The organism is Streptomyces sp. NPDC040405 (genome assembly GCF_055595765.1).
Map to the genome: position 1 here is coordinate 54,827 of NZ_JBVIVI010000021.1, position 24,161 is coordinate 78,987.

19 protein-coding genes are annotated in these 24,161 nt (G+C 69.7%); 13 read left to right on the plus strand and 6 right to left on the minus strand.

The window, feature by feature from the left end:
• Nucleotides 1-67 precede the first annotated feature (67 nt).
• From ACZ59A_RS42595 to ACZ59A_RS42655, 13 genes are all read left to right on the plus strand, one after another.
• A complete protein-coding gene (locus ACZ59A_RS42595) occupies nucleotides 68-2,299 on the plus strand; it encodes an ATP-binding protein (protein ID WP_470970634.1) in 2,232 nt (743 codons plus the stop codon).
• A 614-nt stretch (nucleotides 2,300-2,913) separates the two neighbouring features.
• Nucleotides 2,914-3,441, plus strand: a complete 528-nt coding sequence (locus tag ACZ59A_RS42600; RefSeq protein ID WP_470970636.1) for a hypothetical protein — start codon at nucleotides 2,914-2,916, stop codon at nucleotides 3,439-3,441.
• A 1-nt stretch (nucleotide 3,442) separates the two neighbouring features.
• Nucleotides 3,443-3,946, plus strand: a complete 504-nt coding sequence (locus ACZ59A_RS42605) for a hypothetical protein (protein ID WP_470970638.1) — start codon at nucleotides 3,443-3,445, stop codon at nucleotides 3,944-3,946.
• A 19-nt stretch (nucleotides 3,947-3,965) separates the two neighbouring features.
• A complete protein-coding gene (locus ACZ59A_RS42610; RefSeq protein WP_470970641.1) occupies nucleotides 3,966-6,056 on the plus strand; it encodes a hypothetical protein in 2,091 nt (696 codons plus the stop codon).
• An 83-nt stretch (nucleotides 6,057-6,139) separates the two neighbouring features.
• Entirely contained in the window at nucleotides 6,140-6,442 is a 303-nt protein-coding gene (locus ACZ59A_RS42615; RefSeq protein WP_470970643.1) for a hypothetical protein, read from the plus strand.
• Between the two features lie 155 nt (nucleotides 6,443-6,597).
• Nucleotides 6,598-7,611, plus strand: a complete 1,014-nt coding sequence (locus ACZ59A_RS42620; protein ID WP_470970646.1) for a hypothetical protein — start codon at nucleotides 6,598-6,600, stop codon at nucleotides 7,609-7,611.
• 685 nt (nucleotides 7,612-8,296) lie between these two features.
• On the plus strand, nucleotides 8,297-8,626 hold the full coding sequence (locus ACZ59A_RS42625; RefSeq protein WP_470970649.1) for a type II toxin-antitoxin system Phd/YefM family antitoxin: 330 nt from the start codon (nucleotides 8,297-8,299) through the stop codon (nucleotides 8,624-8,626).
• A gap of 189 nt (nucleotides 8,627-8,815) precedes the next feature.
• Nucleotides 8,816-9,094 carry a hypothetical protein gene (locus tag ACZ59A_RS42630; protein ID WP_470970651.1) on the plus strand — a complete coding sequence of 93 codons (279 nt, stop codon included), beginning with the start codon at nucleotides 8,816-8,818 and terminating at the stop codon, nucleotides 9,092-9,094.
• Nucleotides 9,095-9,142: 48 nt separating this feature from the next.
• Complete coding sequence (locus tag ACZ59A_RS42635; protein WP_470970654.1) at nucleotides 9,143-14,743, plus strand: DUF3560 domain-containing protein; 5,601 nt, start codon at nucleotides 9,143-9,145, stop codon at nucleotides 14,741-14,743.
• A gap of 106 nt (nucleotides 14,744-14,849) precedes the next feature.
• Nucleotides 14,850-15,164: a hypothetical protein gene (locus tag ACZ59A_RS42640; RefSeq protein ID WP_470970656.1), complete on the plus strand. Its 315-nt coding sequence runs from the start codon at nucleotides 14,850-14,852 to the stop codon at nucleotides 15,162-15,164.
• A 308-nt stretch (nucleotides 15,165-15,472) separates the two neighbouring features.
• Complete coding sequence (locus ACZ59A_RS42645; RefSeq protein WP_470970659.1) at nucleotides 15,473-15,787, plus strand: hypothetical protein; 315 nt, start codon at nucleotides 15,473-15,475, stop codon at nucleotides 15,785-15,787.
• A 518-nt stretch (nucleotides 15,788-16,305) separates the two neighbouring features.
• Nucleotides 16,306-17,031 carry a hypothetical protein gene (locus ACZ59A_RS42650; RefSeq protein WP_470970661.1) on the plus strand — a complete coding sequence of 242 codons (726 nt, stop codon included), beginning with the start codon at nucleotides 16,306-16,308 and terminating at the stop codon, nucleotides 17,029-17,031.
• 247 nt (nucleotides 17,032-17,278) lie between these two features.
• On the plus strand, nucleotides 17,279-17,701 hold the full coding sequence (locus ACZ59A_RS42655) for a hypothetical protein (protein WP_470970663.1): 423 nt from the start codon (nucleotides 17,279-17,281) through the stop codon (nucleotides 17,699-17,701).
• Between the two features lie 93 nt (nucleotides 17,702-17,794).
• Here the strand turns inward: ACZ59A_RS42655 and ACZ59A_RS42660 are convergent, their stop codons facing one another.
• From ACZ59A_RS42660 to ACZ59A_RS42685, 6 genes are all read right to left on the minus strand, one after another.
• Nucleotides 17,795-18,595: a hypothetical protein gene (locus ACZ59A_RS42660; RefSeq protein WP_470970666.1), complete on the minus strand. Its 801-nt coding sequence runs from the start codon at nucleotides 18,593-18,595 to the stop codon at nucleotides 17,795-17,797.
• Complete coding sequence (locus ACZ59A_RS42665) at nucleotides 18,592-18,891, minus strand: hypothetical protein (protein WP_470970668.1); 300 nt, start codon at nucleotides 18,889-18,891, stop codon at nucleotides 18,592-18,594. The genes ACZ59A_RS42660 and ACZ59A_RS42665 overlap by 4 nt, the downstream gene beginning before the upstream one ends.
• On the minus strand, nucleotides 18,888-19,415 hold the full coding sequence (locus tag ACZ59A_RS42670; protein ID WP_470970670.1) for a hypothetical protein: 528 nt from the start codon (nucleotides 19,413-19,415) through the stop codon (nucleotides 18,888-18,890). The genes ACZ59A_RS42665 and ACZ59A_RS42670 overlap by 4 nt, the downstream gene beginning before the upstream one ends.
• Nucleotides 19,416-19,434: 19 nt before the next feature.
• Entirely contained in the window at nucleotides 19,435-19,827 is a 393-nt protein-coding gene (locus ACZ59A_RS42675) for a hypothetical protein (protein ID WP_470970673.1), read from the minus strand.
• Nucleotides 19,824-22,514: a helicase associated domain-containing protein gene (locus ACZ59A_RS42680; protein WP_470970678.1), complete on the minus strand. Its 2,691-nt coding sequence runs from the start codon at nucleotides 22,512-22,514 to the stop codon at nucleotides 19,824-19,826. The genes ACZ59A_RS42675 and ACZ59A_RS42680 overlap by 4 nt, the downstream gene beginning before the upstream one ends.
• Nucleotides 22,515-22,713: 199 nt before the next feature.
• Nucleotides 22,714-23,544: a hypothetical protein gene (locus ACZ59A_RS42685; RefSeq protein ID WP_470970676.1), complete on the minus strand. Its 831-nt coding sequence runs from the start codon at nucleotides 23,542-23,544 to the stop codon at nucleotides 22,714-22,716.
• Between the last annotated feature and the right edge of the window lie 617 nt (nucleotides 23,545-24,161).

The window sequence follows — 24,161 nt, forward strand, 5'->3', positions numbered from 1 at the left end:
GGTGCTCGCCGCCCTTTCTGCGCGTTCGGCCCAACACCCCGACTGAAACCTTTTGGGGCTGGCCGGTATGCGGCGGGTAGGTTGGCCGGGCGAAGTGCGCGATCAGCTCAGGGGATCAGGGGAGAGGCGCGTGGAGGGGACACGGGGACCGGCACAGCCAGATCACGACCCGGGGCAGCACGGTGCGGCCGCGGTCCCGCCGCCGCGGCCCCAGGGGCCGCCGGCGATTGCCCCGAGGACGCCGCCTAAACCGGAGCGGGCGCCGGAGCCGCCGCTGGTGGGTTGGCTGCGGATGCCCCGGCCCGCCGCCGAGCTGGGCGTCTGGCGGTGCGGCCATGTGCCGCGTGAGCCCGAAGATCCGGACCGTGTCCCAACCCGGCAACTGGCCACGGGCGCCCTGCTGTCCCTGCTCGCCGGGTGGATCCTGTGGGGTCTGCTGTGGAATGAATACTTGGGCCCCTACTGGGTGTGGCCCTTCATCGTGCTGGTCCCGGATTCCTGGGGCGGCTCGATGAAATACGTATGGGCTGCGTACACCTACTACGCCATCTGGATCATCGGGTTCGTCATCTTCTTCGGGCGCCTGGGTCGGTGGCCCGAGGCGATGCGCCGCGTGATCGCTTGGGCGGAGCGGGGCCGCTTGCCCTACGGTGCTCCACCGCGGCCCCGGCATCAGCCGCTGCCCCCGCCCCACCTTGACCCGGTCACCTGGCCCCAAGTTCGGGCCGGCGGTGCCAGCGAGGCAGCCGACCGGCTCACCGAGGAGCTGCGGGAGGGCCGGGCGAACGACGTCGACCACGTCCGGCTTGAGCGGGCCTGGCAGGCCGCCCAAGGCAACCACGAGCGTGTGACAGCGTTCACGGCCGCCGTACAGCAGAACGGCGCGGCGGCGTACCCGCATGGATCCGGCGCCCGCGATCTCCCGACCCGCACCGCGCACCACGACCTCACGCTGGGCCAGGTCCGCCTGGGCATTGCCGCCGCGACCGAGCGCAACCGCCATGACTACCGCGGCGTCGGCGTCGCGGTCGACCCCACTGTGCTGGGCACCTCGGCGCTCGTGGTCGGTCCTCCGTCCGTCGTCACCGCCCGGCTGGCGCGCCCCGTGGTGGAGTCGCTGTGTCTCCAGGCGCTCACCGGGCACGCGGTCGTTGTCAGCGTCACCGCGGCGGGCATCGGACATCTGCCGGACGCCGCGTACGACGTGGTGATCCGGCCCGGCCGCCCCGACTCCAGCCATGGGCTCGACCTCTACGGCGGCACCACCGATCCGGACGAGGCCGCGGCGTTGGTCGCCGAGGCCCTGGTGGGCGATGAGGTGACCGTGCTCCCCGGCGGCGACAGCCGCCGCGCGGCCACCGCGCTTGCCCAGCTCCTCGGGCCCTTCCGCGCTGCGCACGGCCGGCTTCCTTCTGTGCGGGAGCTGCGGGATCTGCTGGACGGTATGCGTTCGGCGTTTGATGCGCTCCGTGCCGCTCTGCAGGACGGAGCGCGGGAGGCTCAGCTTCGCGATCTGGACGCGTACGAGCGGCAGGCCGCGCAGTCCGCCGGCGTCTCCGCGCTCATGGCCGAGCGCATTGCCCTGCTCGACCGGCCGGTGTTCGCCGAGTTCTTCACGCCAGAGCCATCGGCGGCCGAGACTGCCTCCTCGGAGCCGTCGTACCGCCGGTTCTCGCTCCAGGCGCTCGAACATCCGCTGCGGGTCCGTATCGACCTGCCCGAGCGGAGCCACGCCGAGGCGTCGCGCATCATCGCGCGTCTGGCCCTCGCCCAGTTCACCCAGTGCGCCGTCGCCCGCCGGGATCAGTCGCGTCTTGCGTACCTGGTGCTGGACGACGCCACCCAGACCATCACCCCCCAGTCCCTGCGGAGCCTCCAACGTCTGCGCTCCGCACACGCCGGGGTGATGCTCGCTCTGCCCGCCCTCGCCGATGTACCCGAGCATCTGCGCGGCCCGCTGCTGGGCGCGGTGGGGTGCCGGATGGTGTGCTCTGGGGTGACGCCGTGGGATGGCCACCACTTCGCGGAGGCGTGGGGCAATGAGTGGGTGGAGACGCGGACGGTCACGAATCACGAGATCCGCGCCGATGAGCCGATGACCCGCGCCATGCACAGCATGCGGCGCATGGTCACGGGCAAAGCGGTGACGCGGGAGTCGGTGACTGTGAAACGCGAGCAGCGTCAGCGCTGGTCCGCGAGTGATCTGGCGAATGAGCTGCCGGTGGGGCATGCCGTGGTGTCGCTGACGAGTATCAGCGGTGAGCGGACCCCGCCCGTCCTGATCAAGATCACGGACTGAGGTTGTCGCGTTGTTCCGATTCCAGCATTTAGTCACCTCTGTTCGCACATAGTGCAGTTGCGGCAACTGTGCGCCGAATGCGCTAGAGGGCGCGTGGAGTTGCACGCGGCAACCCCTGTGCTCATTGCGGGATGTGCGGATTAGATTGCTACCGGTGATCGAGGCGCGGGCGCCCGCGGTCATGAGGACCAGCCGGCGCCCGAGATCTCTTGCGAATGAAAGGCGCGGTCGTGACGAACGGGGAGATAGGCGACGGCCCGGCCCCGGGTGGCGAAGATGCGGACCCGAGCTCGGGACGTCGGCCGCTGCCTCCAGAGGTGCCTGCTCCGCGCCCGGCGCCCCCGCCCGAGTCGATGCCGAGCGAAGCCGAGCCGACTCCGGCGCCCGGCGAGACCGAAACTCCCGCCCCCGGCACGGACAGCGCTGCTGGTGAGCCGGAGTGGTGGCGTCTCCCCCCTCGACCGCCAGGGCCACCCCCGCCTCCAGCGACACCTCCGCCCGGCCCGCACGGGGAAGCAAGCCCCCCGGAGGGCCCGGGCGGGGAAACCGGCTCCGCGGACGGTCCGGGCGACCCGGACGGCTCCGCCGACCAACGGCGCTGGCGCTGGGACGATATGCGCCAGGAGTGGGCCGACACATGGTCGACGCACGGTCAGGAGGGGCTGGCCGCCGCCCATGAGATCGGCGTGTCGATCGGCGAAGCCGTAGTCGCGCACCTTCCCGATCCTCACGCGGCAGCCGAGAAGCGCGGCCTCGACATCCGGTGGCTGCGCCTGAAATACAACATTCCGGCCATCCTGATCGCGCTGCTCGTCACCTGGAGCGGCGACAGCCTCGCCTCGAACGTTGCCCAGTCCGTCACGGAGGACGGGCCTTTCGCGCTGCTGGGCTGGATCCTCGTCCCCGTGCTGGTGCTCGGCATTTTCATGCTGACGCCCCTCGGCGGCCCGCTCGGCGAGGTCCTGGTGGGCGTCATCCGCAACGTGCTGTACGCACTTGGCCGCGTCATCGCCCGGGCCTGGCGCGTCCGGTACGTCGGCTACCTGCTGCGCCTGGTCGTGGCCGTGGCCGTCTGGTCCGTCCTCATCGCCCTCGCGCGCCTGGCCGGGCGCGCCGTGATCCATTTCCTGACAGGAGCGTGACATGAACAACACGGGAGCCGCCGCCGGCGGAATCGGCGCGGTCGTCCTCGGCCTGGTGATCCTGTTTTACCAGGTCGGCCGCTGGAAGGGGGGCGACCCCACACCCAAGATCCATTTCCTTGGCGGGGTCGCTATGGCGGCGCTCCTGTTCCTGGGCGGGGGCATCTTGGGTGCGATGGGCGGCACCGCTGCGGCGCTCGGTGACGGAGTCGGGCAGTACGCCCTGGAAGGCGCCACCGGCGCCGTCGCCAAAGCGGGGCAGCACAAGGGGACGCTGACCGGCGGCGAAAAGGTCGGCACGGGCGGTGCGATCCTGGGGCTGTGCCTGGTCGCCCTCTACGCGGGGTTGATCAAGTCCGGCCGCGTCGACCTCAAGGAGCCGGTGCTGCGCGGCGCGGCCGTCGGGGTTTTCCTGGGGGCATCTGCGGGGTTGGTCGGGATGGCGCTGGGGCTGATTCGCACCAGCGGCAACACCATTGGCGACATGCTGATCACCACGATCTGAGGGCAGGGACGAACCGGATATGGCCAGCGGGACTCTTGGCGCCGGGGTGCGCCATCTGCGCACCGAGTGGGGCCGCTGGTGGCGCGCTGCGGATCTGACGGACGTGCACATCGCGCACCACATCCTGAATGATCAGTACCGGCTGTGGCGGGGCATGAAGCAGCGCGCCACGGCCGAGGTACAGCAGAACATCGGCCTGCTGAAACAACAGCAGAAGCAGGCGACGTACATGCAGATGCAGCGGATGCAGATGCAAAAGCGCAGCCGCGGCTATGGCGGGTACGGCGGCTATGGCGGGTACGGCTTCGGCGGCGGCATGGGCGCGTCCCCGATGATCTCCTACCGGATGATGCAGTGGGCTCAGCTCCAAGTGCAGATGGGCCAGAAGGAGTTCCAGCATGCCGAGGTCACGCCGAACATGCTGGCCATCGGGCGTGGCCAGGTCCGCCACCGCCGCCATCTCGCGGCCGCGGCCTGGATGCTCGCACTCCTGCTGCTCTGGGCTGCGCTGTGGTGGCTGTCCGCCCTCGCCGGACTCGTGGTGACTGCCGGGACCGCCGTGCTCTTCCTCGCCGCGGCATGGGCGAAGGGCCGCAACCCCGCCCCCCGCCGGCCCCCGGTCCCCAAGCTGCTGTTCGTGCCGCCCTCCCCGCCGGCACATACCGAGCTGGCGGAGGAGCCGGAGCCGGAGCCGGAGCCCTTCCCCATCCGGGAAGCCGGCCTCGACCCGCGCCGGGCCCGAGAGAGTGTCACCCTCGCTCTGCGTAAGGACCGCGCGCAGATCGGCGAGGTGGGGACGCCAGTGCAATCCGACTGGGGATGGAGCGTGCCCCTGGTCCTGTCCGGGGGGACACTCGGCGATCTCGTCCGGATTCTGCCAAAGGTCGCGACGACGCTGAGGATCGGCACAAACAGACTGTTGGCGCAGCCCCGCGACCCCGAGGACAGCGCGGCCGTCACCCTCCAAATCCTGACGTCCAACCCGTTCAGCAACCCCCTCCCCATCCCCGAGCGCCCCCCGCTGTCCTGCACGATCAAGGACCCGGTGAGCATCGGGATCAGCCTCGCCGGGGAGACCACGCCCGTGGTGCTGGCCGGTCAGCACGTGCTCATCGTCAGCGACACCGGCGGCGGCAAATCCACCATGGTGCGCACCATGGCGGACTACGTCACCTCCTGCCGGGACGCTGTGGCCATCGATATCGACCCGACCGGCCGCGGCCTGGGCCCGCTCGGCCCATGCGCCGCCCGCCGCGCCCTGAACCGCGAGGACGCGGAACAGCTCCTGGAATACCTGCTGGCCCGCGCCGAGGCCCGGATCGCGGCCCTGCCGCCCACCCAGGACAACTGGGACATCAGCGAGACCAGCCCCGCGATCATCGCCTTCGTTGACGAGTGGTCACGGCTGTCCAAGCGTGCGAAGCAAGTAGGTCTCGAACTCCTGCGGATCGGCCGCAAGGCCCGTATCACGCTGATGCTGTGCAGCCCGGACTCCACCAGCGATGTGCTGGGCGACGCGGTATCCGACGTGTTCGGCGTCCGTATCCTGATGCCGTGCCGCGCGGCCGACGTGCCGCTCGTGGTCGGACAGGCCGACGCCATCTCCAAAGGGTGGCTCCCGCATCTGCTGGTCGCCTCCCCCGGCGAGTGGGAGCCGGCCGACGCCGGCCAGTTCTTCTGCATCACCCCACGCCACCGCCACCCTGTGCTGCGGTACGTATCCAAGATTGACGCGCCCCTGGCCGCGACCCGCGCCAAGGCCCGGGTCGCGGCAGGGCTGCCGCCCCTGGACGAGGCCACCACCACGGACCTGCCCCCGAACACGCCCGAGATCATCCGGCTGCTCCTCGCAGCGTTCGACGTGCACGGTTCCCCGGAGTACCTGACCATCAGCCAGCTGGCCGACCACCTGGCGGCCGTCGAGCCGGCCACCTGGGGGCGATGGGAGGGACGGCCCAATCGGCTGCTGATGGTCGGCCGGACCCTTCGGGCCGAACTGCGGAAGGCAGACCTCGACAGCGCCATCCCTGCTGGTCGGCTCGGCGCCGAGGTGGATCCCAAACGCCCGGCCATCTACCGGCTGGCAGACATCCAGCGCGCCCTGTCGTGAGTATCAGCGTCGTGCCATGGTGTTTCAAAGCCTGTCCCCGCAAGGACGCAGCCGACCTGCAATGACGCACCCCGGAGAGGCCCGTGGCCCAAAATCCTGCTCAGCACGCCCGCGTTGCCGCCGACGCGCTGGCCCGGCTCGTCAGCGACGTGCGCACCCGCCGCGCCGAGTGGGCGCACCCTCGTACCGTCACCACCGCGACCGGCGACGTCCTGCGGGTCGCCGAGGAGATGGCCACCGCTCTGCAGCAGATGGCGGCCGCGCTCGGGCAGATGAACCCGCGCACCCCACAGACCGACCAGGCCATTGGCGCACTGCACCAGGCTGGCCAATCCGCGACCACCGCGGCGCAACACCTACGGCGCGCCCGGCAGACTATGCACTGAACGACCACCTTGAGGGGGAGAGCCGTGCGCATGACCACCAACTATGAGGGAGGGGAGGTCTGATGCTGCTTGCCGAGCCGTGCAGCAGCGGGCTACCCGGCCCGCTCAGCCACTCCTGCGACCAGGACGGCGGAGGCGGGAGTGGGGACGGAGGTGTGGCAAGCCTCGACCCGCTGACGAGTCTCGCGAGGCAGATGGCGCGTGCTGCGGCGTGGACAGCTCAGCAGCTCGGGAAGGTGGTCGGCGACAGAGGCGCTGTTGATTTCACCAATTCGGGTTTTCTGCAGCAGTACGCGGTCGTCTTCGCCGCGAGCACCGTCCTGGTGGTGATCCTGTGGCTGCTCGGAGTCGTCAAGCGGGCGGTGCGTGGTGTGCCGATGACGCGGGCGATGGGCGAGGCGATCAGCCTGCTGTGGCTCGCGGTGGGCGCGAGCGCGTTCACCCCGCTCATCCTCTACACCGTGATCGGTGCAACCAGCGCCGTCACGGACGGCCTGGTCCAAGGGTTCGGATCGAAACCGGGCGGGCTGTTCGTCAGCCTCGGCGCCGACCTCAAAGCGGGCAAGGTCGGCGGCGGCCCGCTGATGCTCGCCATCGTCTCCATGGTCACGATCGCGCTGTGCGGCGCGCTCTGGCTGCTCCTCGTCCTGCGGGCGCTCGGCCTGTACGTCGGCGCCGTGCTCGGCGTGGTGGTCTACGGGGGTCTCGTTGACCGCGATCTGTGGAGCCACGTACGACGCTGGGCCGGATTTATGATCATGTTGATTCTGGTCGAGCCAGTCATCGTCATCGTGCTCGGACTCGCCTCCGTACTGGAGACAAGCGAAGACCGCAGCGCCGTGACCACCGGGCTCGCCGTCACCGTGATAGCGCTCGGCGCCTCCATCTACCTCATCGCGAAGATCCCGGGCGCCGGTGACGCGGTGAAGGTGGCCCGGATGTCGGCCCGGGCCGTTGGCGGCGGGGGCCGCGCTGCCTCCGGCACCGTCACCACCACCGCCGGCGTGGTGCGCGGCGGCATCTCCACTCACAGCAACCGCGGCGGAAACAGTGGGAGCGGAGGTGGGGGCCGGGTGAATGGCACGTCCAACAAGGTGGGCGAAGGGATCACCGCCCACGGAGGGCGCAAGCCCCCCAAGAAGGATGGCGGCGGCAACACCGATAAGTGAGCGAGAAGCATCCCGTCGAGGGCCGGCACATCCCGTGAGGTGCCGGCCCTTTCCGCTGCGGCGCCACCGGGTGATCGCAGACTGCACCACCAGGACCTCCCGCACTGCTGCACAGTGCTCTCCGTGCCCTCAGTGCCCTCAGTGCCTACTGTCTCTCAGTGGCAGCAGTGCGATCAGTGACCGCAGGGGCATACGGGATAGCAGCGTGATCAGTGCCTCAAGTAGCGCCCTGATCACGCTGATAGCGCCTCCCGTCCCCGGGTACGGACGGGAGCGGCCGGCCGGAGGGTCCCCATCGCCAGAGTGCGGACCGCACTGCGAGCCAGAACCACGGCCCACGCCGTAGCCATCGGCTACGAGATCGGCATCCGCAAGACGACCGAGTCCCCTGGCTGAACCGCCGTCGCAACGCTGCCCGGTGATGCGGCACCGGTGCGTCGACGTTGCGTCATGATGCGTCGGAGCGGCGCCTCGACGCGCCCGGTGCGGCAGCGAATCGCCGATCGACGCGTCAGTGCGTCAGCGTCGGACGCATCGCGAGGATGCGTCCGACCTGCGATGACGCATCAGACGCATCATTTTTTTACCCCCGGGCCCGAGGCCCTGGAGCCGCGGCGAGCCCTACTAATAGGCGTATCACGCGAGGACGACCCGCGGCCGCCACGAATCGCGTACCTTATGCGGTATGAGTCTCCCTGCTGGCGACCGGATCACCGCGACCGACCTCAACCGCGAGTTTCCCAAGCGGATCGGGAAGGCGAGCGGGGGGTGCCCCCAGCACGTCAGCCGCAGCGGCCGGCCAATGGTGATCATCGTCAGCGCGCAGCAGTACGCGGAACACGTGATCGAACATGGGGCGCTTCCTGGCGGGGAACGGCGTCTCACGCTCACGGAGGCGAAACACGCCATGGGGCAGATCATCCAAGACACCCGCGAACAGGGCTGCGCCGCTCTCCTCGCGAAGCGGGGAGCGTTGATCGCTGCCGTTGTTCCTGCGGAGCGATTCGCCACCTGATAGCCAGCGCCTGAGTCATCGTCGCGCCCCCGGCCATACCGGCCCGGGGGCGCGTTGCTGTCTGGGTCTGCACATCCTCTGTTGATAACGGATCGATAAAGATCGTGCCCTGAATCGCGTAAGATACGCGATTCAGGGTTAGCGTCATGGATGTACCACCCGGACACCAACCCATGGAGGACAGCGGCGATGGAGACGACGGAGCGCACTTACGCAGACGTCATGGCGGACCTTTCCGCGCTGCGCGCTGAACTGTCCTCCGTCGTGGCTGACGTGCGGGAGGAATACGGAGCCGACGAAGTGGCTGGCTACCGGAACATGGCCCGGTACGTGACCGCGCTCACCCGAACAACCTTTCCCACCAGCCCGGTTACTCCTGGCCGACGGTCCGTACGGGTGGCCGTCCGTGCCGCATGGGAGCGCATGAGCGTTCCGCTCCGACGCACGCTCACCCATGCCTACGCCTGAGCGTCCCCCGGCGCCCTGATCTTCCCGTCCAAGAAAGGATCCCGAGCCATGCGAGAACTGATCACCACTCCTGCGCAGAACGCCATGGAGGGGCACGGCCTTACGGACGCCGTGACCGTGATGGACACCGACCGCAAGGCCGTTGCGTACAGCGTCCTTTGTCCGGCAACCGAGCGCTACAGCGTGATCACACTTGACGGACGCTGGGTGATCCCAGGGAAGGAAGGCTACAAAGCGCGGAGCGCGGTCACGTCGTACGTGCGAAAGAACGTCGCCATGCTGCGCCCTGATGGCTTGCGGGTGCTGGAGCCGGCAAGGCACGAGGCAGTCGTGACACGCCGCGCATACGGACGCTCTGAGCGCGTGCACTGCCGAGGGACGCTTCAGTACGCGTCACGTGGCACCGGTTACGAGTGCGGTTCCTGCCGCGCATATCTGCGGTACGAGGACGTCTCTTGCACCGGTTTCACCCTGACCAGTGACGGGCGTAGGGGTACGCACACCATGGCGTGGGCCCTTGACAGCTCACACGGTGTCGAATTCGGCACGGTCCCAGCAGCGTTCCACGTGGCCTCCGTGATCAAGCCGGGCGACACCGTAGCGGACAGCGTGGGGGACAGTGCGGCCAACGCTGAGCATGACCCCGACGGGGCAGAAGCGATCGACGCCGTTCGCGCTGAGGCGCACGTGATCGCGGCTGAGGTTACCTCGCTGCGCGGCGTGGCAGCTGAAGCTGAGGCACTGGCCGTAGCGGCTGAATCCGCCCGGGATGCTGCCCTGTACGCGCGAACGGGCGGGAACGCTGAACGTGAGGCCCAAGACGCGCGTGACGCTCTCCGGCAAGCCGATGTGCTTGTGAGCCTGGCCGACGGCCGGGTGTCGTCTCTGGGGGAGGTGCTGAAAGCCGTTCGGGACCGTGCCGCGAAGGTTCCGGCCGGCCCGTTCGCCCCGGACGCTGACCGTGCGTGCGATGACGCGCGCGGCAACTACGACACAGCGTATGAGCTGCTGGGGCGTGTCGAGGACGCGCAAGACCGTGCGCGGGAGGCCGCGCGAGCGGCTGTTGCTGAGGCTGAGCGGGCGTGCCTCAAGTGTGGTGCGTTCTACCGTCAGCCGCTCGCGTCGACCGATCGAAGCGCACGTGTGGAATGCGAGTGCCGCGCGCTGATGGTTGCTGTCCTGTCAGGCGCGCCGGTCGACACGACACAGGATGAGCCGCGCGCAAGGGAGTGCGACGGGCAGGCCACGTTCGATGACGCTGCCATGGTGACTGACGCGGTGGCCGACGCTGTCGAGGGTGCTGAATATGCGCGCGCGTTCAACGCGCAGACCGCTTCCCCTCTTACAGCGCAGCGTGCCGCGGATTGCGCGCCGGTCGCTGTGGCGCCGGTCGAGACCCCGGATAGCGACGCTTCTGCGGAGACCCCGGCGGAGATGCCGGCCGACCCTGAGACCCCGGAAACCGTCGTCCTTCCCGGAGTCGGCACGGTGCCCGCGAAGTTCGCCAGGGACGCTGCCGAGGGGGTGTCTGTACCGGTGATCACCCCCAAGGGGGACGACGTCCAGGTGTGGTTTGCCGGGTACGCGGAAACCTGCTGGGGGCACTGCGACCGTGAGTGCTGGGGTGCGGGCTGCGCCGGTTGCCAGACCTACCGGCCCGTGATGCTGGCGGACGGTATGGGCACCTACACGTGGGAGGACTGCGCGGACTGCATGGCGCGGAAGCTGGACGTTCCCGCCGCTGTGATCGCCCGTGCGTTCACGGCCGTGTCCGGGAAGGTCGACCATGCCGCCGCGGCGTACGCCATGGCGCGGCATGACCAGGAGGAGGCCGAACACGTCGCTATCGCGTTGGAGTGCCGCGCCGAGCGTGCGTCTTGGGGTGAGCCCACGCGATCGTGGGAAGCGGAGGAGGACACGGCCGAATTCGGGTACGTGCGGGACGCTGACGAACTGCGGGAAGCGGCGGAAGAGCTCCGGGCGGCTGTCGGCGTGTGTGGTGCTGACGTCGTGTCGTGGCAGGACGCTGCGCGCATGGGGCAGGAGTCGGACGCGGCCGGGCTGGCCGTGCCCGTGGACGCGTCGCACGTGATGCCGGCAGCAGAGGAGACCCCGGCGGAGCCGGCGGCGGAGGACACAGCGGCGCTCCTGCTGGACGGCGTTACAGCCGACCAGCCCGCAGCCAGCCAGGAGGGGGCGGCGAACCCGGACGCCCCCGCGGCCGAAGAGGCCGAAGACGGCGACGAGGCGAGCGGCAGCGACGCGGAGCCGGCAGGGTACCGGTGCGGGTGCCCGCAGTCGTACGCGTTCGCCTACGTCACCCGGGACGCGGAAGGGCTGGTGTCCAGCTTCATCACGTGCGCGTGCGGCAAGGGTGCCAAGCTCGGCCAGTTCGACCGGAAGCCCCGCAAAAAGCACGACACCATCGGTGGCATCTCCACCCGTGAGGCCGAAGCGGTCGCCGAACGCAACTCGTGCGATGTCGTCGGCGAGTGGATCACCGTGGACGAGTACACCAAGCGGGTCCCGATCGCGTGGCGTCACGCAGCCGAGGTTGAAGCCATCCGCGCCCAGAACGAGGAGGAGCAGGAGGCGGCGGCGCCGGTGGTGCAGCCGTACGCGGGCGAGGAGGGAACCGAGGCCGCGCGGGGGGTTGCCGGGGTCTGCTCGTGCGGGGCGGGCATCGTCAAGCCTCTGGATGGTTCGCGGCCGGTGTGCTCACACGAGGGCGAGGAGCGCGAAGGCGGCGGCGTGGTCGTCGGCGGCTACGTGGTGACGAAGGCCGGTTACGGCACCTGCATGACCGACTTTCACACCCTGTACGGGGTGGCGCGGTGGACGTGCAAGAACACCGTTGCCCGGTGCGCGTTCTGTGTGGCGGCAGACCTCGGGGTGAACACGGGTGCGCTTCCCGGCTACCGGGACGGCGACGACGCCACGGAGGAGGCCCGTAAGGCGGCGGCTGGCGAGGGGACCGAAGGCAGCGACGAGACGACGCCCGCGGAGCACCTGGCCAAGATGGCGGCTCTTGTCGTTGATGACGAGGACGCGGCCGACATCGTCATCAGGCACACCCGCGCGGACGGCACCAGCGTTGAGGGCGACACCCGCCCGAAGGCGGTTCGGGACATCCTGAAGCGCAAGGAGTACGGCCGCCGCGGCGGCATGGGCTTCCGCTGGTCACGTCAGGTGGGGGCGTGGGTGCTGTACCACTCCCGCGACCACGCGGCCGACAACTGGACGATCAATAAGCTGTCGGGCTACCTGCGGGCGGAACTCGGCCTGAAGGTCTGCATCATCAAGGACAACGCCAAGCGGCGCAGCTACGCCGAAGCGCAGGCCGAGCAGATCGAGCGGGCGGAGGCGCGGGCGGAGCAGTACGCGGAGTATGCGGGGAACGCTTCGGCCAGGTCTGAGGGTGCGTGGAAGGCGTCGCATGCCATCGCGGACCACATGACCGGCGAGCCCATCAAGGTGGGGCACCACTCCGAGCGCCGTCACCGTCGGGCTATCGAGCGCATGGACAACCACATGCACCGGTCGATCGAGGAGGAGAAGAAAGCGGCGTATTGGGCGCTGCGGACCCGGGCGGCGGAGAGCTTCGAGGCGTTCAAGCGGGACCCGCGGCGCACCCTGCGGCGGATCGAGAAGTTCGAGAAGGAGCAGCGCGATAACGAGCGGTGGCAGGCGGGGCAGTCCGCTTGCGGCTTCACCCGATCGAACATGGAAGAGCTGAAGATCGAGGCGGAGGAGATCGCGGAGAAGCTGGCGTTTGAGCGGGAGGTGATCGCCGAGGCGGAGCGCCGCGGGCTCAAAATCTGGGGGCCGGACGACTTCACGAAGGGTGATTTCGTCAACACCGGCGGGACCTGGCGGGAGGTGTGCCGGGTGAACAAGAAGACGCTGACCGTTCCGCACATTCACGGCGGGATCCGTAAGGCGGTGCACCGCAAGCCGGAGGGGTACAAGCCGCGCGACGGCTACACCATCCCCTATGACGCGGTGTGCGGGTGGGCGTCTGCTGAGGACATCGCGCGCATGGATGCGGCGGAGGCGGAGCCGGAGACGGAGCGGACCGCGTGCCCGCACTGCGGGCAGTACGTCACCAAGGGCCGCCCGGTCTACAGCCGGACGCGGGGGCGGTGTCTGGAGTGCGGGCACGCCAAGCCGCAGAACTTCAAGCCCAAGCCGGAGACTCCCGCCGAGTACGAGCAGGAGGAGGACCAGGGCGCCGCGGACGTCACTACCGCCGAGCCGCAGCCGGCCAAGACCGAGCGGGACGACGACGGCCAGGCCGCCGAGGCGGAGCCGGTGAAGGTTCCGGCCACGATGCTGGAGGCCCCCGCCGATGCGCAGGCGCTGTGTCTGGCAGCGACCGAAACGATCCGGTGGGTTGTCTCCCTGGTCGTCGAAGGTGACCGGTGCACCCTGAGCACGGAGCGCAACCGACACGGTCAGCAGGTCACCGCGGAATGGGAGCGCGACGGTTCGGGGTGGGCGTTCGTCCGGGCGTACGGGTGGGCGCCGCGTGTGCCGTGGCGTCAGGTCGCCACGCTGGAAGGCGCGCGGGCGCTGTTCCTGGACCCGGACGCCTTCAAGCCCGCCCCGGAGCCCGCAGCCGAGCCGCAGCCCCCGGCCGAGGGAGACGCGGAGCACCAGGCGCAGCCGCAGCCCGCGACGGCGGACAACAACGAGCTTCACACCGAGACCGCCACTGACAACGACGCGAACCCGACTCCCGCAGCCCCCGCCACCGTGGAGCCGACCCCCACGCGGTGGCTGGACGGCCCCGCCCTGGTGTTCATCGTCAGCCAGAACACCACCCCCGCCCGGACGCGTGGCCTGTACCGCGTCACCCGGGAAGAGGCGCAACGGCTGTGCAGCCACCCCGCCACCTCCGGCAAGTCCTACATGCTGTGCTGGACCGAGCGGCCCGGCGTCCTCGGGGAAGACTTCGAATTCGTGACCGACGACGGCCGGTTTACCGGCGTGCTGGCAGAGCTGGGGATCACCCCCGCGCGAGATTGGCCCGCCGAAGAAGCCGCCGCGTTCCCCGCCTCCTGCCCGCAGTGCTTCGACCGCGACGCCTTCGACGGCTCCACATGCACCACGTGCGAGAAGACCGCCGCCGAAATCGCCGCCACCGACCAAGAGGAGCCCGAGGAGGAGAGCACCGAGGGCTGCACCCACTGCGGGCGGTCCATCCAGCCCGGCCGCGCTGCCGCCGAGCGCACCGCGACCTGTTCCGCCTCCCACTGGCTCTACTGCACCCGCACCGCCGACAAGGCTCCGGCCGAGTCCCGGCACGCCATCGAGGGCGCCCCGCAACGGGCAGCGGTCGAGGCCGCGCCGCAGCGCCTGGCGCTGATGCCAGCACCGGTGCGGGAGGCGATCGAGGCCGCCCCTGTACGGCCCGCACTCCCGGCCGCGCCGGTGCGGCCGCGTCCGGCGGTGCACCCGGCCGACCTGGGGCCCGTGGTCATCCCCACGCCCCGCCGCGCTCCGGAGCCCACCCCGGCTCCGGTCGCCGCGCCGGAACTGGTGGAGGTGTCCGGGGTGTACGCCGGGGACCTGGTGAGCGACGACTTCGACGCCATGTGCAGGGGGCTCGGCGCCCTGTCCGCCGCGTGGGACGCGGTGACGGCCTAATCCCCTTACGGCGTGCCGGGCCGCCGTCACCCGCCCGGCAACCCCCGTTCAGCCCCACCGGGGTGCCGCCTCGGCACCCCCTTGCCAAAAACAGGAGTTGATCAATATGGGCAAGCTCTCTATGGAAGCGGCGAAGGCACACCGCGAGGCCGACGCGCTCACCCGCGTGAAGCGTGACCTGTCCGAGGACCAGTCCACCCACACGTTGACACTGACCCGCGAAGCGCTCTTCTGGGTGCTCACCGTCGCCCGGAAGGGCAGCACTCAGCAGCCGCACCGCCACGGTCTCGAAGTCTCCTACCGGGTGACCACACCGCCGCTGGACCACGCCGATGCCGCAGCGTTCCACCGGTTCGGCCTCACGGTCGGCACTTGGACCCGGCAGGGCAACAACTGGAGCGCTCCCGCGCGCACTGCCTGACCACCCGCCCGCCCCCGGGAAGCGCGCCAGTGCGCCCGGACCAGGACCACGACACAGAAGGAGCGCTCGACCATCAGCACGGCCCCGCAGGGAATCACCTGCGGGGCCGTCCCTGTGGGGCCCAACCGGGTAGCCGGATAAGGACCAGCGACGGGCCTTCTGTACTGCTGCACAGTGCCGTCAGTGCTTGCAGTGCCGCAGTGCCAACCGTGGGGCCCGTGCCCGCAGGGAAATACGTGTTCGCAGTGCAATCAGTTGTCCCAGTAAGATCATGACCCCACTGATCACCCGGAGGCGGAGGCCACTGCATGCCCGAACCACACGACCAGTACGCGGGCGAGGCGGCCGCCGAATCGACGCAGCCGGCCGAGAAGAGCAAAACCACGCGCCGTACAACGCTCGACCTCTCGCCCGAGATGCACCGTGCGGCGAAGCGGTGGTGCGCCCACGCCGCAGTTGAGGCAGACGTGGACGGAGTCCCGATGGTCGCCGTGATGCGGCTCCTCCTCGAAGTGCTCATAGAAGGGGAGCCCAAGGACGAGCCGCTAAGCGATTCCGAGTTGCAGGAGCGGTTGCATCGCGCCGTAATCCGCGGCATCACACGAGCGCGCGACGGGAGCTGACCACCGCGGCGACCGGGTCGCCGCAGTGTGTCGCATCGCCGCGCGAGGCCGGCGCATCATGGCGCGACGCTGGCACATCGGTGCCGCATCCCGGGCCCGAGATCCGGGAGCGGCCGCGCTGCCCGCTCGCGAGACCAACGCGACCGACAGACCATCAACCAGCCCGGACAAGCCGAAGGAGCGGCCGCCGATCCCCGGCAGCCGCCCCCGGCCACACCAGCTACGCCGCCGAGGACAGCCCCAGCGCAGTCAGAGCGGCGAGTCGATCGACCCGCTCCCCCTCAGCGCCGCCCCCGGGCCGGCCCTCCAGGACCTCTACATGACTTCTGGAGACCGCCCGTTCCCAAGCGACCAACCGGACACCCAAGCGGGTGATTTCCTCTCGCGTACGCGGGCGCAGCTATGAGGTATATAAGCAACATGCCCATTTGCGCACGATATTGACATCATTTCATGTGCTCTGTCACTTTGCTGTCGCGCAGGCGACCCGGCACCGACTGATCACAAAGGAGTGACCCATGCCCACATCCACAGCAGCAGGAGCGGCCCACGAGCCGCCGGGCGCGATCAAGGACAAGGGCCCGAAGGACTACGGGCCCCAGCAGTTCCCGAACCGGCTCGACATCGGCCTGTGGCAGTTCGAGCGGGCGCTGCGCGACGGCCTCATCCCGCCGGCGGACGTGGACGGCAAACGCTGGTCGGCCGCCGTGGTCGCCGTGGCGCTGGATCGGGTGGAGGAAATCCGGGAGGCAACCGGGAGACTGCCGGACATGGGCGCCAGCCGCGCCGCCGACTTCCTCACCGAGAGGTTCGGCGTGCCGGTCGACAGCGAGACCATCATCGAGCTGGCGCGCACCGACCAGATCCCCCGCACCGGCTGGTACAAGGAACATCCGCTGTACGACGGCCGCGCCCTGGAGCGGTTCGCCGACCGGGCCGCGCTGGGCCGGGCACAGGTCGCCGGCCGCCTGTTCACCCGGGACCAGGCGGCGGAGTACCTGGCGGTCCGGGTCTGCGACCTGGAGCACCTGCGGCGGTCCGCTTGGCTGGAGCCGGTCCACTGGGTGCACTCCGGTTGGCAGCGCCGCCGAGACGTCCCGGCCGTACCGCTGTTCCGCCGCGGCGATCTGGACGTACTCCTGCACCACCCGGCGATTGATTGGGACGCGGTCCGTGCAACACCGCGTGGCCGGCCGTCACTGCTGGCTCGGCTGACGACCCGTATCGGTGCCGGTGGTGAATGACGAGCCGCTCCTCGAAGCGGTAGCGCGCAGCGGGGGAGCCGTTCAGGGAACGGCTCCCCCGCTGCGCGCAAGCGTCGGGGCGGGTCCGGGCGGGCTCTGGTCTGCCGGGCCGACTCACTTGGACGCGTCCTCGGCAGCTTCCCTGCAGTGGGCGGAGCACTGCCGCTTGGCCCAGTCTGGATCGAGGGAACTCTGGTCGTCGGGTGACTCGGATGGCAGGCTCTGCCTTCACGAGGGGAGTGCCGCGATGACCGAGAAGCCGGAGACCGAACGCGAGGAATGCACCGACTGCTTCGCCCAGCCGGATCCCGAGAACAACACCCGCATCGCGTACGTGATGAAAGAGGGTGGGGTTCACGAAATCTGGCACACGCCGGACTGTCCAGAGCTCACGATCATGCGGATCAACCTTGAGGAAGGGCACAAGCGAGTCCTGGAACAGGATGCCTGGGCCAAGGGCGTCTTCCCTGCCGCCCACGAGCGGCTCAAGCACACGGCCGCCGCCATGCCCGGCGACACCGCTGCTCAGCCCTTTGTCGCCGCTTTGACCGAGCTGGTCCAGGCTCAGGCGGACAACCTCACCGGCTTCGTCCCATTGCACCGCTGGGCGGAGATCCTGGACCGGCACTTCCCGCCGGAACTCCCCGACCCTGGCCACACCGCCGAATAGCCACGCCACGGGCGGCACACACCACCGGTCCCGAGCGTCCCACGGAGACCCGGTCCTGCCCGGCCCCGCTGCTCGGTTCCGCTGTCCAGAGGTTCACCGGCTCAGGCGGTGGCGCGGTCCCCATGCGAACTCAAGGTCGCCCAGCAGGGTGTCCTCCAGCTCCCCTTCCCACTTGCCGTGCAGGAGGAAGGGGGCGGTCTCCATCCGTTCGCAGACGATCAGGCTCTCGGGCTGGCCGACCAGCGCGTACCGGCCGTGTTCGGCGGGCGCGGTGCCCGGCCCGTACGCGCGCAGCAGCTCTTCCAGGCGCTCGCGGTGCTGTTCGGCGAACGACTGAAGGCGCTGCGCGTAGCCGTCGCGCTCGTCCTCGCGTACGGCGCTGAGGACCACGGTCAGGATCTCTTCCGACGCCTCGGGGACGAGGAAGTCGCCGGGGTCGGTCAAGGCCCACGTGCACCGCCGCGCCGCCGCCAGGACCTCGTCCGCATCGAGCGCGGGGCCCGTCACCGGCGCCGCGCTCTGGGGTGCGCGGGGGCCGGGCTGCCGAAGGTGGGCGAGCAACATGGCGTTGGACTCGGCTCGCCCGCGCTGGGCGGCGGTGGTGTCGGCGATGCGCAGCAGGCCGCTCGCGACCGCCCGGACGCCCTTGAACCAGCCGCTGGCGAAGGCCCGCTCCGTACCGGCCGGGGGACTGCTCTCGGACACCCAGGTGTGGGCGCCGGCCACCGCCCCGGCCTCCAGCTGCGACACGAGCTCATCCGCCTGCGCGGGACCAACTCCGCTCCGGGCGAGCGCCTCGAACACCGTGATACGCGCGGTCACCGCCTCGCTCTGGTGCTGGCTGATGCGGGCCAGCTCTTCGGTGTACGCGTCGTTGTGCTGCTCGGTGCTCATGCTGCTCCTCCCTTGCTATTCGGGTGCCGGTTGGTTGCCCAGCGCGGGTCGCGCTCGGGGACGTCGACCGGTTCGGGGGCCGGCCGCCGGACAAGCCGCCAGCTGGCGCGCGGCGCGGTGACGACGTGGGCCAGGACGAGGACGGCCTGGCGGATGATCCCGCCCCGTACCCATGGCCCGCTGAACCGGATCTGGTCTTCAGCCCAGTCACCAAGCCGCCGCCATGGACGCAGCCGGCCCGCTCCATAGCCGGTCAGCAACATCACGAGAGCCAGAGCGGTCGTACCCGCGGTCATGAGCCCTCCGTTGAGCGTGGGGTGAACGCGGCGACCACCACGGCGCCGTCCTCGTTCATCTGGACGCGGTCCGCGAGTTGGGCGAGGACCTGCTCGGGCTGGACACCCGCTCGGGCCGCGATGGCCCGCAGACGCCGACTGGTGTCCGCGGGCAGCCAGACCTGCGCCCGCAGTTCGTCCCTCGCGTCCTGGCGCTCCTTGACCCACGCGGCGTGCCGGTCCAAAGCGCCCTGCCGCCGTGCCTCGCGCTCCCTCGCCCAGACCACGCCCTGGGGGTCCTGCTCGGGGTCGTACGCCTGCTCCCCGGACGTCTCCAGCAGAACGGCGATCCGTTGCCATTCGGCGCATTTGGCCGCCCACAGCTCCGCCAGGTGCTCCGGGTCCGCCGAGTAGGGCTCGCCGTCGGCGGGAGCGTCCAGCTGCTGCTGGGTCTCCCGCACACGCCGGACGGCCTCGGCGACCTTCTCCGCCACCTGCGCGGTGGTCAGGCCACGGCCCTGACGGCGGGAGGCATCCCGGGCCACGTCTTCAGGACTCCACACCTCAAACCACCGGCCCGTCGTCGGTCCCGGTGCCGCCTGCTCCGGTCAGGTCCTCACACACCTTGAGGCTGAGCTCGACGGCGGCCGCGTCGATGCGATCCCATTGCTCGTCTGTGAGGTCGGGCAGCAACGCGCCGAGGTGGTGGAGGGCGAACGCGACGATCCCCGGAGCCACGTGGCCAAGGAGGTTGGAGATTCCGGCGGAGTGGGCGTCGTGGTGCAGATCGCCACCGCCGGACAGCCGGTACGCGAGCTCGTACGTGTACCTGGCCTGGTCGCAGATGGTGGTGTCCGCCAGGCCGCGCACGCCTCCCCGGCAGTCCTCGGTGAACAGCAGCTGATCGATAGCGGCACCGGACACAGTGCCGCCCATCGCGGTGGTGACATCGTTCATGCCCACTCAACTCCCAGCCCCACAAGGGCGGCACGCTGCTCAGCGGTGAGCTTGGCGCGCCTGCTCTTGGTGTTCGACAGAAACACCCCGAGCCGCACTTCGGTCCCGTCCTCCAGCCGCTCTGTGTGGGCCCTGGGGGCCTTCACAGAGCCCGTACGGGCCTTGTACTGCGCCAGGGCCGCCACACCGCGTTCGAAGGCGCCAGAGGCGCCCTTACGGGCCTTGGCGGGCGGTTCCTCCGGCGTGGCCAGCGGGGTGATGCCGAGCTGGGCCAGGCGCTCGCGCTGTCCGACGCTCAGCTGCTCCCAGCCCTCGCGCTGCGCCTTCAGCCACGCGCCGACGTCCTGGTCGCCGAAGGTGACGCCGGGCACGAGCTCGGCCAGCGTCGCCTGGTCAGCGATCAGGGAGGCGAGGGCTGCGTACCGGCGCTGCCAGTCGATGGGCCAGTCCGGGTTCCAGTCGGGATCGATAGCCTCCAGCGCCCCACGGCGTTCGGCCGCCCGTTCTTCGTCCCGGCCCAGGCCCCCGGCCTTGCGGAGGTTCGCCAGCCACTGCCCGACCGCTACCCCGTCCACGACCGCGTCCTTGGGCGCGGCGAGCGTCCCGTGGACCGCGTGATACACCCGGGCCGCGGCCAGGTTCTTCCAGAACCGGGCGTCGGCGACCGACCAGACCATGCCCAGCTCATCCAGCAGCTCGGCGCGCCACGGCTTCAGCGTGCCGAGGCGGAACTGCCGCCGCTGCTCGCTGACCCAGGCCCCCAGCGCATACGTCCCGCCATCGCCGTCGCCGCCATCGCCTTCGGTGGCGCCGATGGGCACCTCGGCGTCGAGCGGCACCTGCGCATGACCGTGGGCCTTGACCCACTTGCGCAGGGCGTTGAGACCGGACAGCCACACCTCGGAGTCGGGCCGCAGCACGCGAGTGCGCAGGAAGGCGGCGATGACGTCGGGGTTGCGCGGCAGGGAGAACCGCAGCAACGGCACCCCCGCTTCCTCCGCCCCGCCCTCTTCCTCCTCCTGGCGGCCGCCGTCGGCCGCGCTCCCGGCGCTCTCCTCTTCGGGGTGGTCTTCGCCGTGTTCCTCGGCGGCGGCGCTGTCGGCCGCTCCCTCTGCCTCCGCCTCGTCTTCGTCGGTGTCCTCGTCCTCGGGCTGCGGGTCGAGCGCCACCACGGAGGTGGCTTGCCCGCTGGAGGTGGAAGTGCGCAGGGCCATGCGCTGGATGATCCGGTCATCGTGTGCACGGAGTCCTTGGAGCACGGCGACCAAGGGGCGGTAGCTGGCGGAGGCCATCATGTCCTCGGGGTCCTCGCCGGGCTGGAGGAAGACGGGCACGATCAGCCGCGCCACCTTCCCCTCACCCGGCTGCTGGCGCAGGCCCCGGCCGGTGATCTGCACGATCTCCACCGAAGAACTGCGGGTATCGGCGAAGACGACACCCTCGACACCGCGCTTGCCGCGGATGTCCACGCCCTCGCCCAGCACCCGACAGGACGCCAGGATCCCCATGTCGGTCACCCACCCCTCGGCGTCCAGACCGTCGCCGAACCGGTCCAGCACCGCCCGCCGATGACCAGCCGGGTGCTCCCCGCACAGCCACTCCGCCCCCACCCGCTTCGGGTAGGCCACCGGATCCAGCTCGTACAGCTCAGCCGCGGTCTCCGGCAACGCACGGGCGAACGCCATCGCATCCAGCGTCCTTGTGTGGAACGTCATCAGCGAGCGGGCGCCGGTGGTATCCGCGTGCTTGAGCAGCGCGGCCTGCAACGCAGCCAGCCGCCGACCCCGCTGCTCCTCCAGCGACGCGCCCGGCCCCGGAGACTCGGGATCCCGGATCTCCAGCACATCGATCTCAAACGAGGCGAGGATGCCCCGCTCGATGCTCTCCATCAGCGCGAGTTCGTACAGCACCGGCCCGTAGAGCTCGACATCGTCCATCGACGCCACCACACGCCCACCCAAGCCCTCTGAACCGTCCTCAGGGCCGCTCTGCGCGCCCTTGCAGCCCGTGGCCCCGCCAGGGCCCGGAACGGCTTCCCACAGGCGCGGTGTGGCCGTCATGTACAGCCGCCGTACCGCCGGGATCCGCTCCTGATCGTGAACCGCCGCCCACGCCTTCCCGATATCCCCCGACGTCCGGTGCGCCTCATCGACCACCAGGAGGTCGAACGGACCCATGCGCTCCCCGGACACCCCGCGCATCGCGCGCTCCAGCACCCCTGGAACCGCCGTGTCCTCGTCGTCATCCTGATCGTCTTCCGGCTCTTCCGCTGGCTTCGGCGACAGGCTCGCGTAGGTCGCGAACACCACCATCGGCCCGCCCCGCGCCCACCGCGCCAGCTGAGAGGGACTGGTCGTGCACCGGACACCCATCGCCTCCAGCAGCGGGTCAGAACCCATACTGCACACCGCCACCGCCGGACCTGAATGACCCACCGCCCGCCACGACTCAACGGTCTGGGTGAGCAGCTCCAGTGTCGGCACCACGATCCCCACAAGCCCCCGAGGCACCATCCGCAACGCCGCCACACCCGCGGTGATCGTCTTGCCCGACCCCGTAGACGAGACGAGCTGTCCACGCAAACCCTGGGCAGGCACAACCCCGTCCGCAGGGACCGAAAGCCCCTGAATGATCGCGTCTACAGCCTCTACCTGATGAGGCCGAAGCTTAATCCCACTCAAATTCATGACCCCCTGCTGAATAGCGGTACGCTGATTACCAATCACCGATTTCCCTTTTCTACCACCTCGCATTTCCGGGCCTTCTGAAGCCGTTTCAGCGAGGTTCCCTCGCACCCTTCCTCCGCCCGGGCCTGGTACTGACTCACCCGCCGCAAAGGATCACCGCCCAGATCTCCGGCAGACGCCGGAGTGCCCTGATGCCTGCTCACCGCTCGGTCCTGAGGCCCCTGACGGCCAGGCCGTAGTGGTCCAGGTAGGCCAGGAGAAACAGGGCCAGGGCCCGACCGGGGTCGCTGGTGTGCTCGATCCCGGGCGGCTCGCTCTTCCAGCCGAACGTGGTCTGGTGAGGCCGCGGATGTACGCCTCCGTCGATCGGATCGGGGAAGACGACAGCGCGGGTGAAGAAGTCGTCCAGAAGGTTCAGCAAGTCCGCATCCGGGTCGACCGGCTCACGACCACGCACGGTGGTGATGGCGCCCTCCAGGATGGTGGTGAGGTACCGCCGGCGCGCCTCCTCCTGCTGTCGGAGCCCGGTGGACCAGCTCTCCTCGACCACTTCCACCACGCGGTACATGCCCTGGTCCCCGTACAGACCGCCCGGCCCCTCCAACACCTTCCGGGCCTTGGCGACGGCATCCACGACCGACCGCCCGTAGACGTAGTTCGTCAGCAAGGCGGCACCAGGGTGCGCCGGATCGGTCCGCTGCGCCACGATCCGGTAGCGGATCAGCTTCTCAGCCGGCCCCGAAGCCGCACCGCTCTCGCCCTCCGGACCCTCCCACTGCGCCTCGTGCCCGCCGCGCACGTCCGGGTCGCTCTCAGGGGAGTAGGTCTCCCAACCCTCGCCGGCCATCAGGGTCCAGATACGCCCAAGCTCGTTCCGCCGGACCGTGGCCAGCCGCTCTTCGGTACTGAGCGGCCTCATCTGGTCTCCGTGGCTCTCCAGCTCGCCCGCGGCCACCAGCCGTTCGTGGATCTGCTCCGCTGTCAGTCCAGCGACCTCACGGCTAATTTCCTCCCGCGCCTGAAGGCGCATTTCGAGGCTCAACCAATTCAACTCGTCACCCTCGCTTCCATTCCGCCCGGGTGAGGCGTCCCGTGTTTCGGCCAACGATGTTGACCCTCGTTCCACGCGGTGACCTGTTCCCGGACCATTCCGGGATGGCTCCGTGCGGTGGTGCTGTGTTTTCACAGACTCTACCCGGCATCACGGAGTGATGCATCAGGTTCGACAAGAGTGGACACGAAAGGGGTACAGGGAGTATGGTCGCCCGTGAACGGCGCCAGAGACGCCACGAGAGGACTGACGAAGGGCTGGTTCACTGCCCGCCAAGAGCTCACAGTCCATCACCCACGAGCCGCGTCACACGGGATGACCGCCGACCCATCACCGCCCCTCCCCGTAGCCCGCCAATCCTGAACTCCCGGCCCAGCAAGGCAAGCTGATGGCATTCGAACGCGAACCACCGTGCCCAACCCTCCGTCACTTCGACCCGCACACGCCGAACTGACCTCGCATCAATTAAAGCGGCTCGCGATGAATTCCGGAGGAATTCATAAACAATTCCGGAGGAATTGTTTAAACCCCGGAGGGGTTTATCGTCTTTACGACCCGTAGGGTCGTGCGTCGTTCCTCCGGAGGAGGACGCGCGC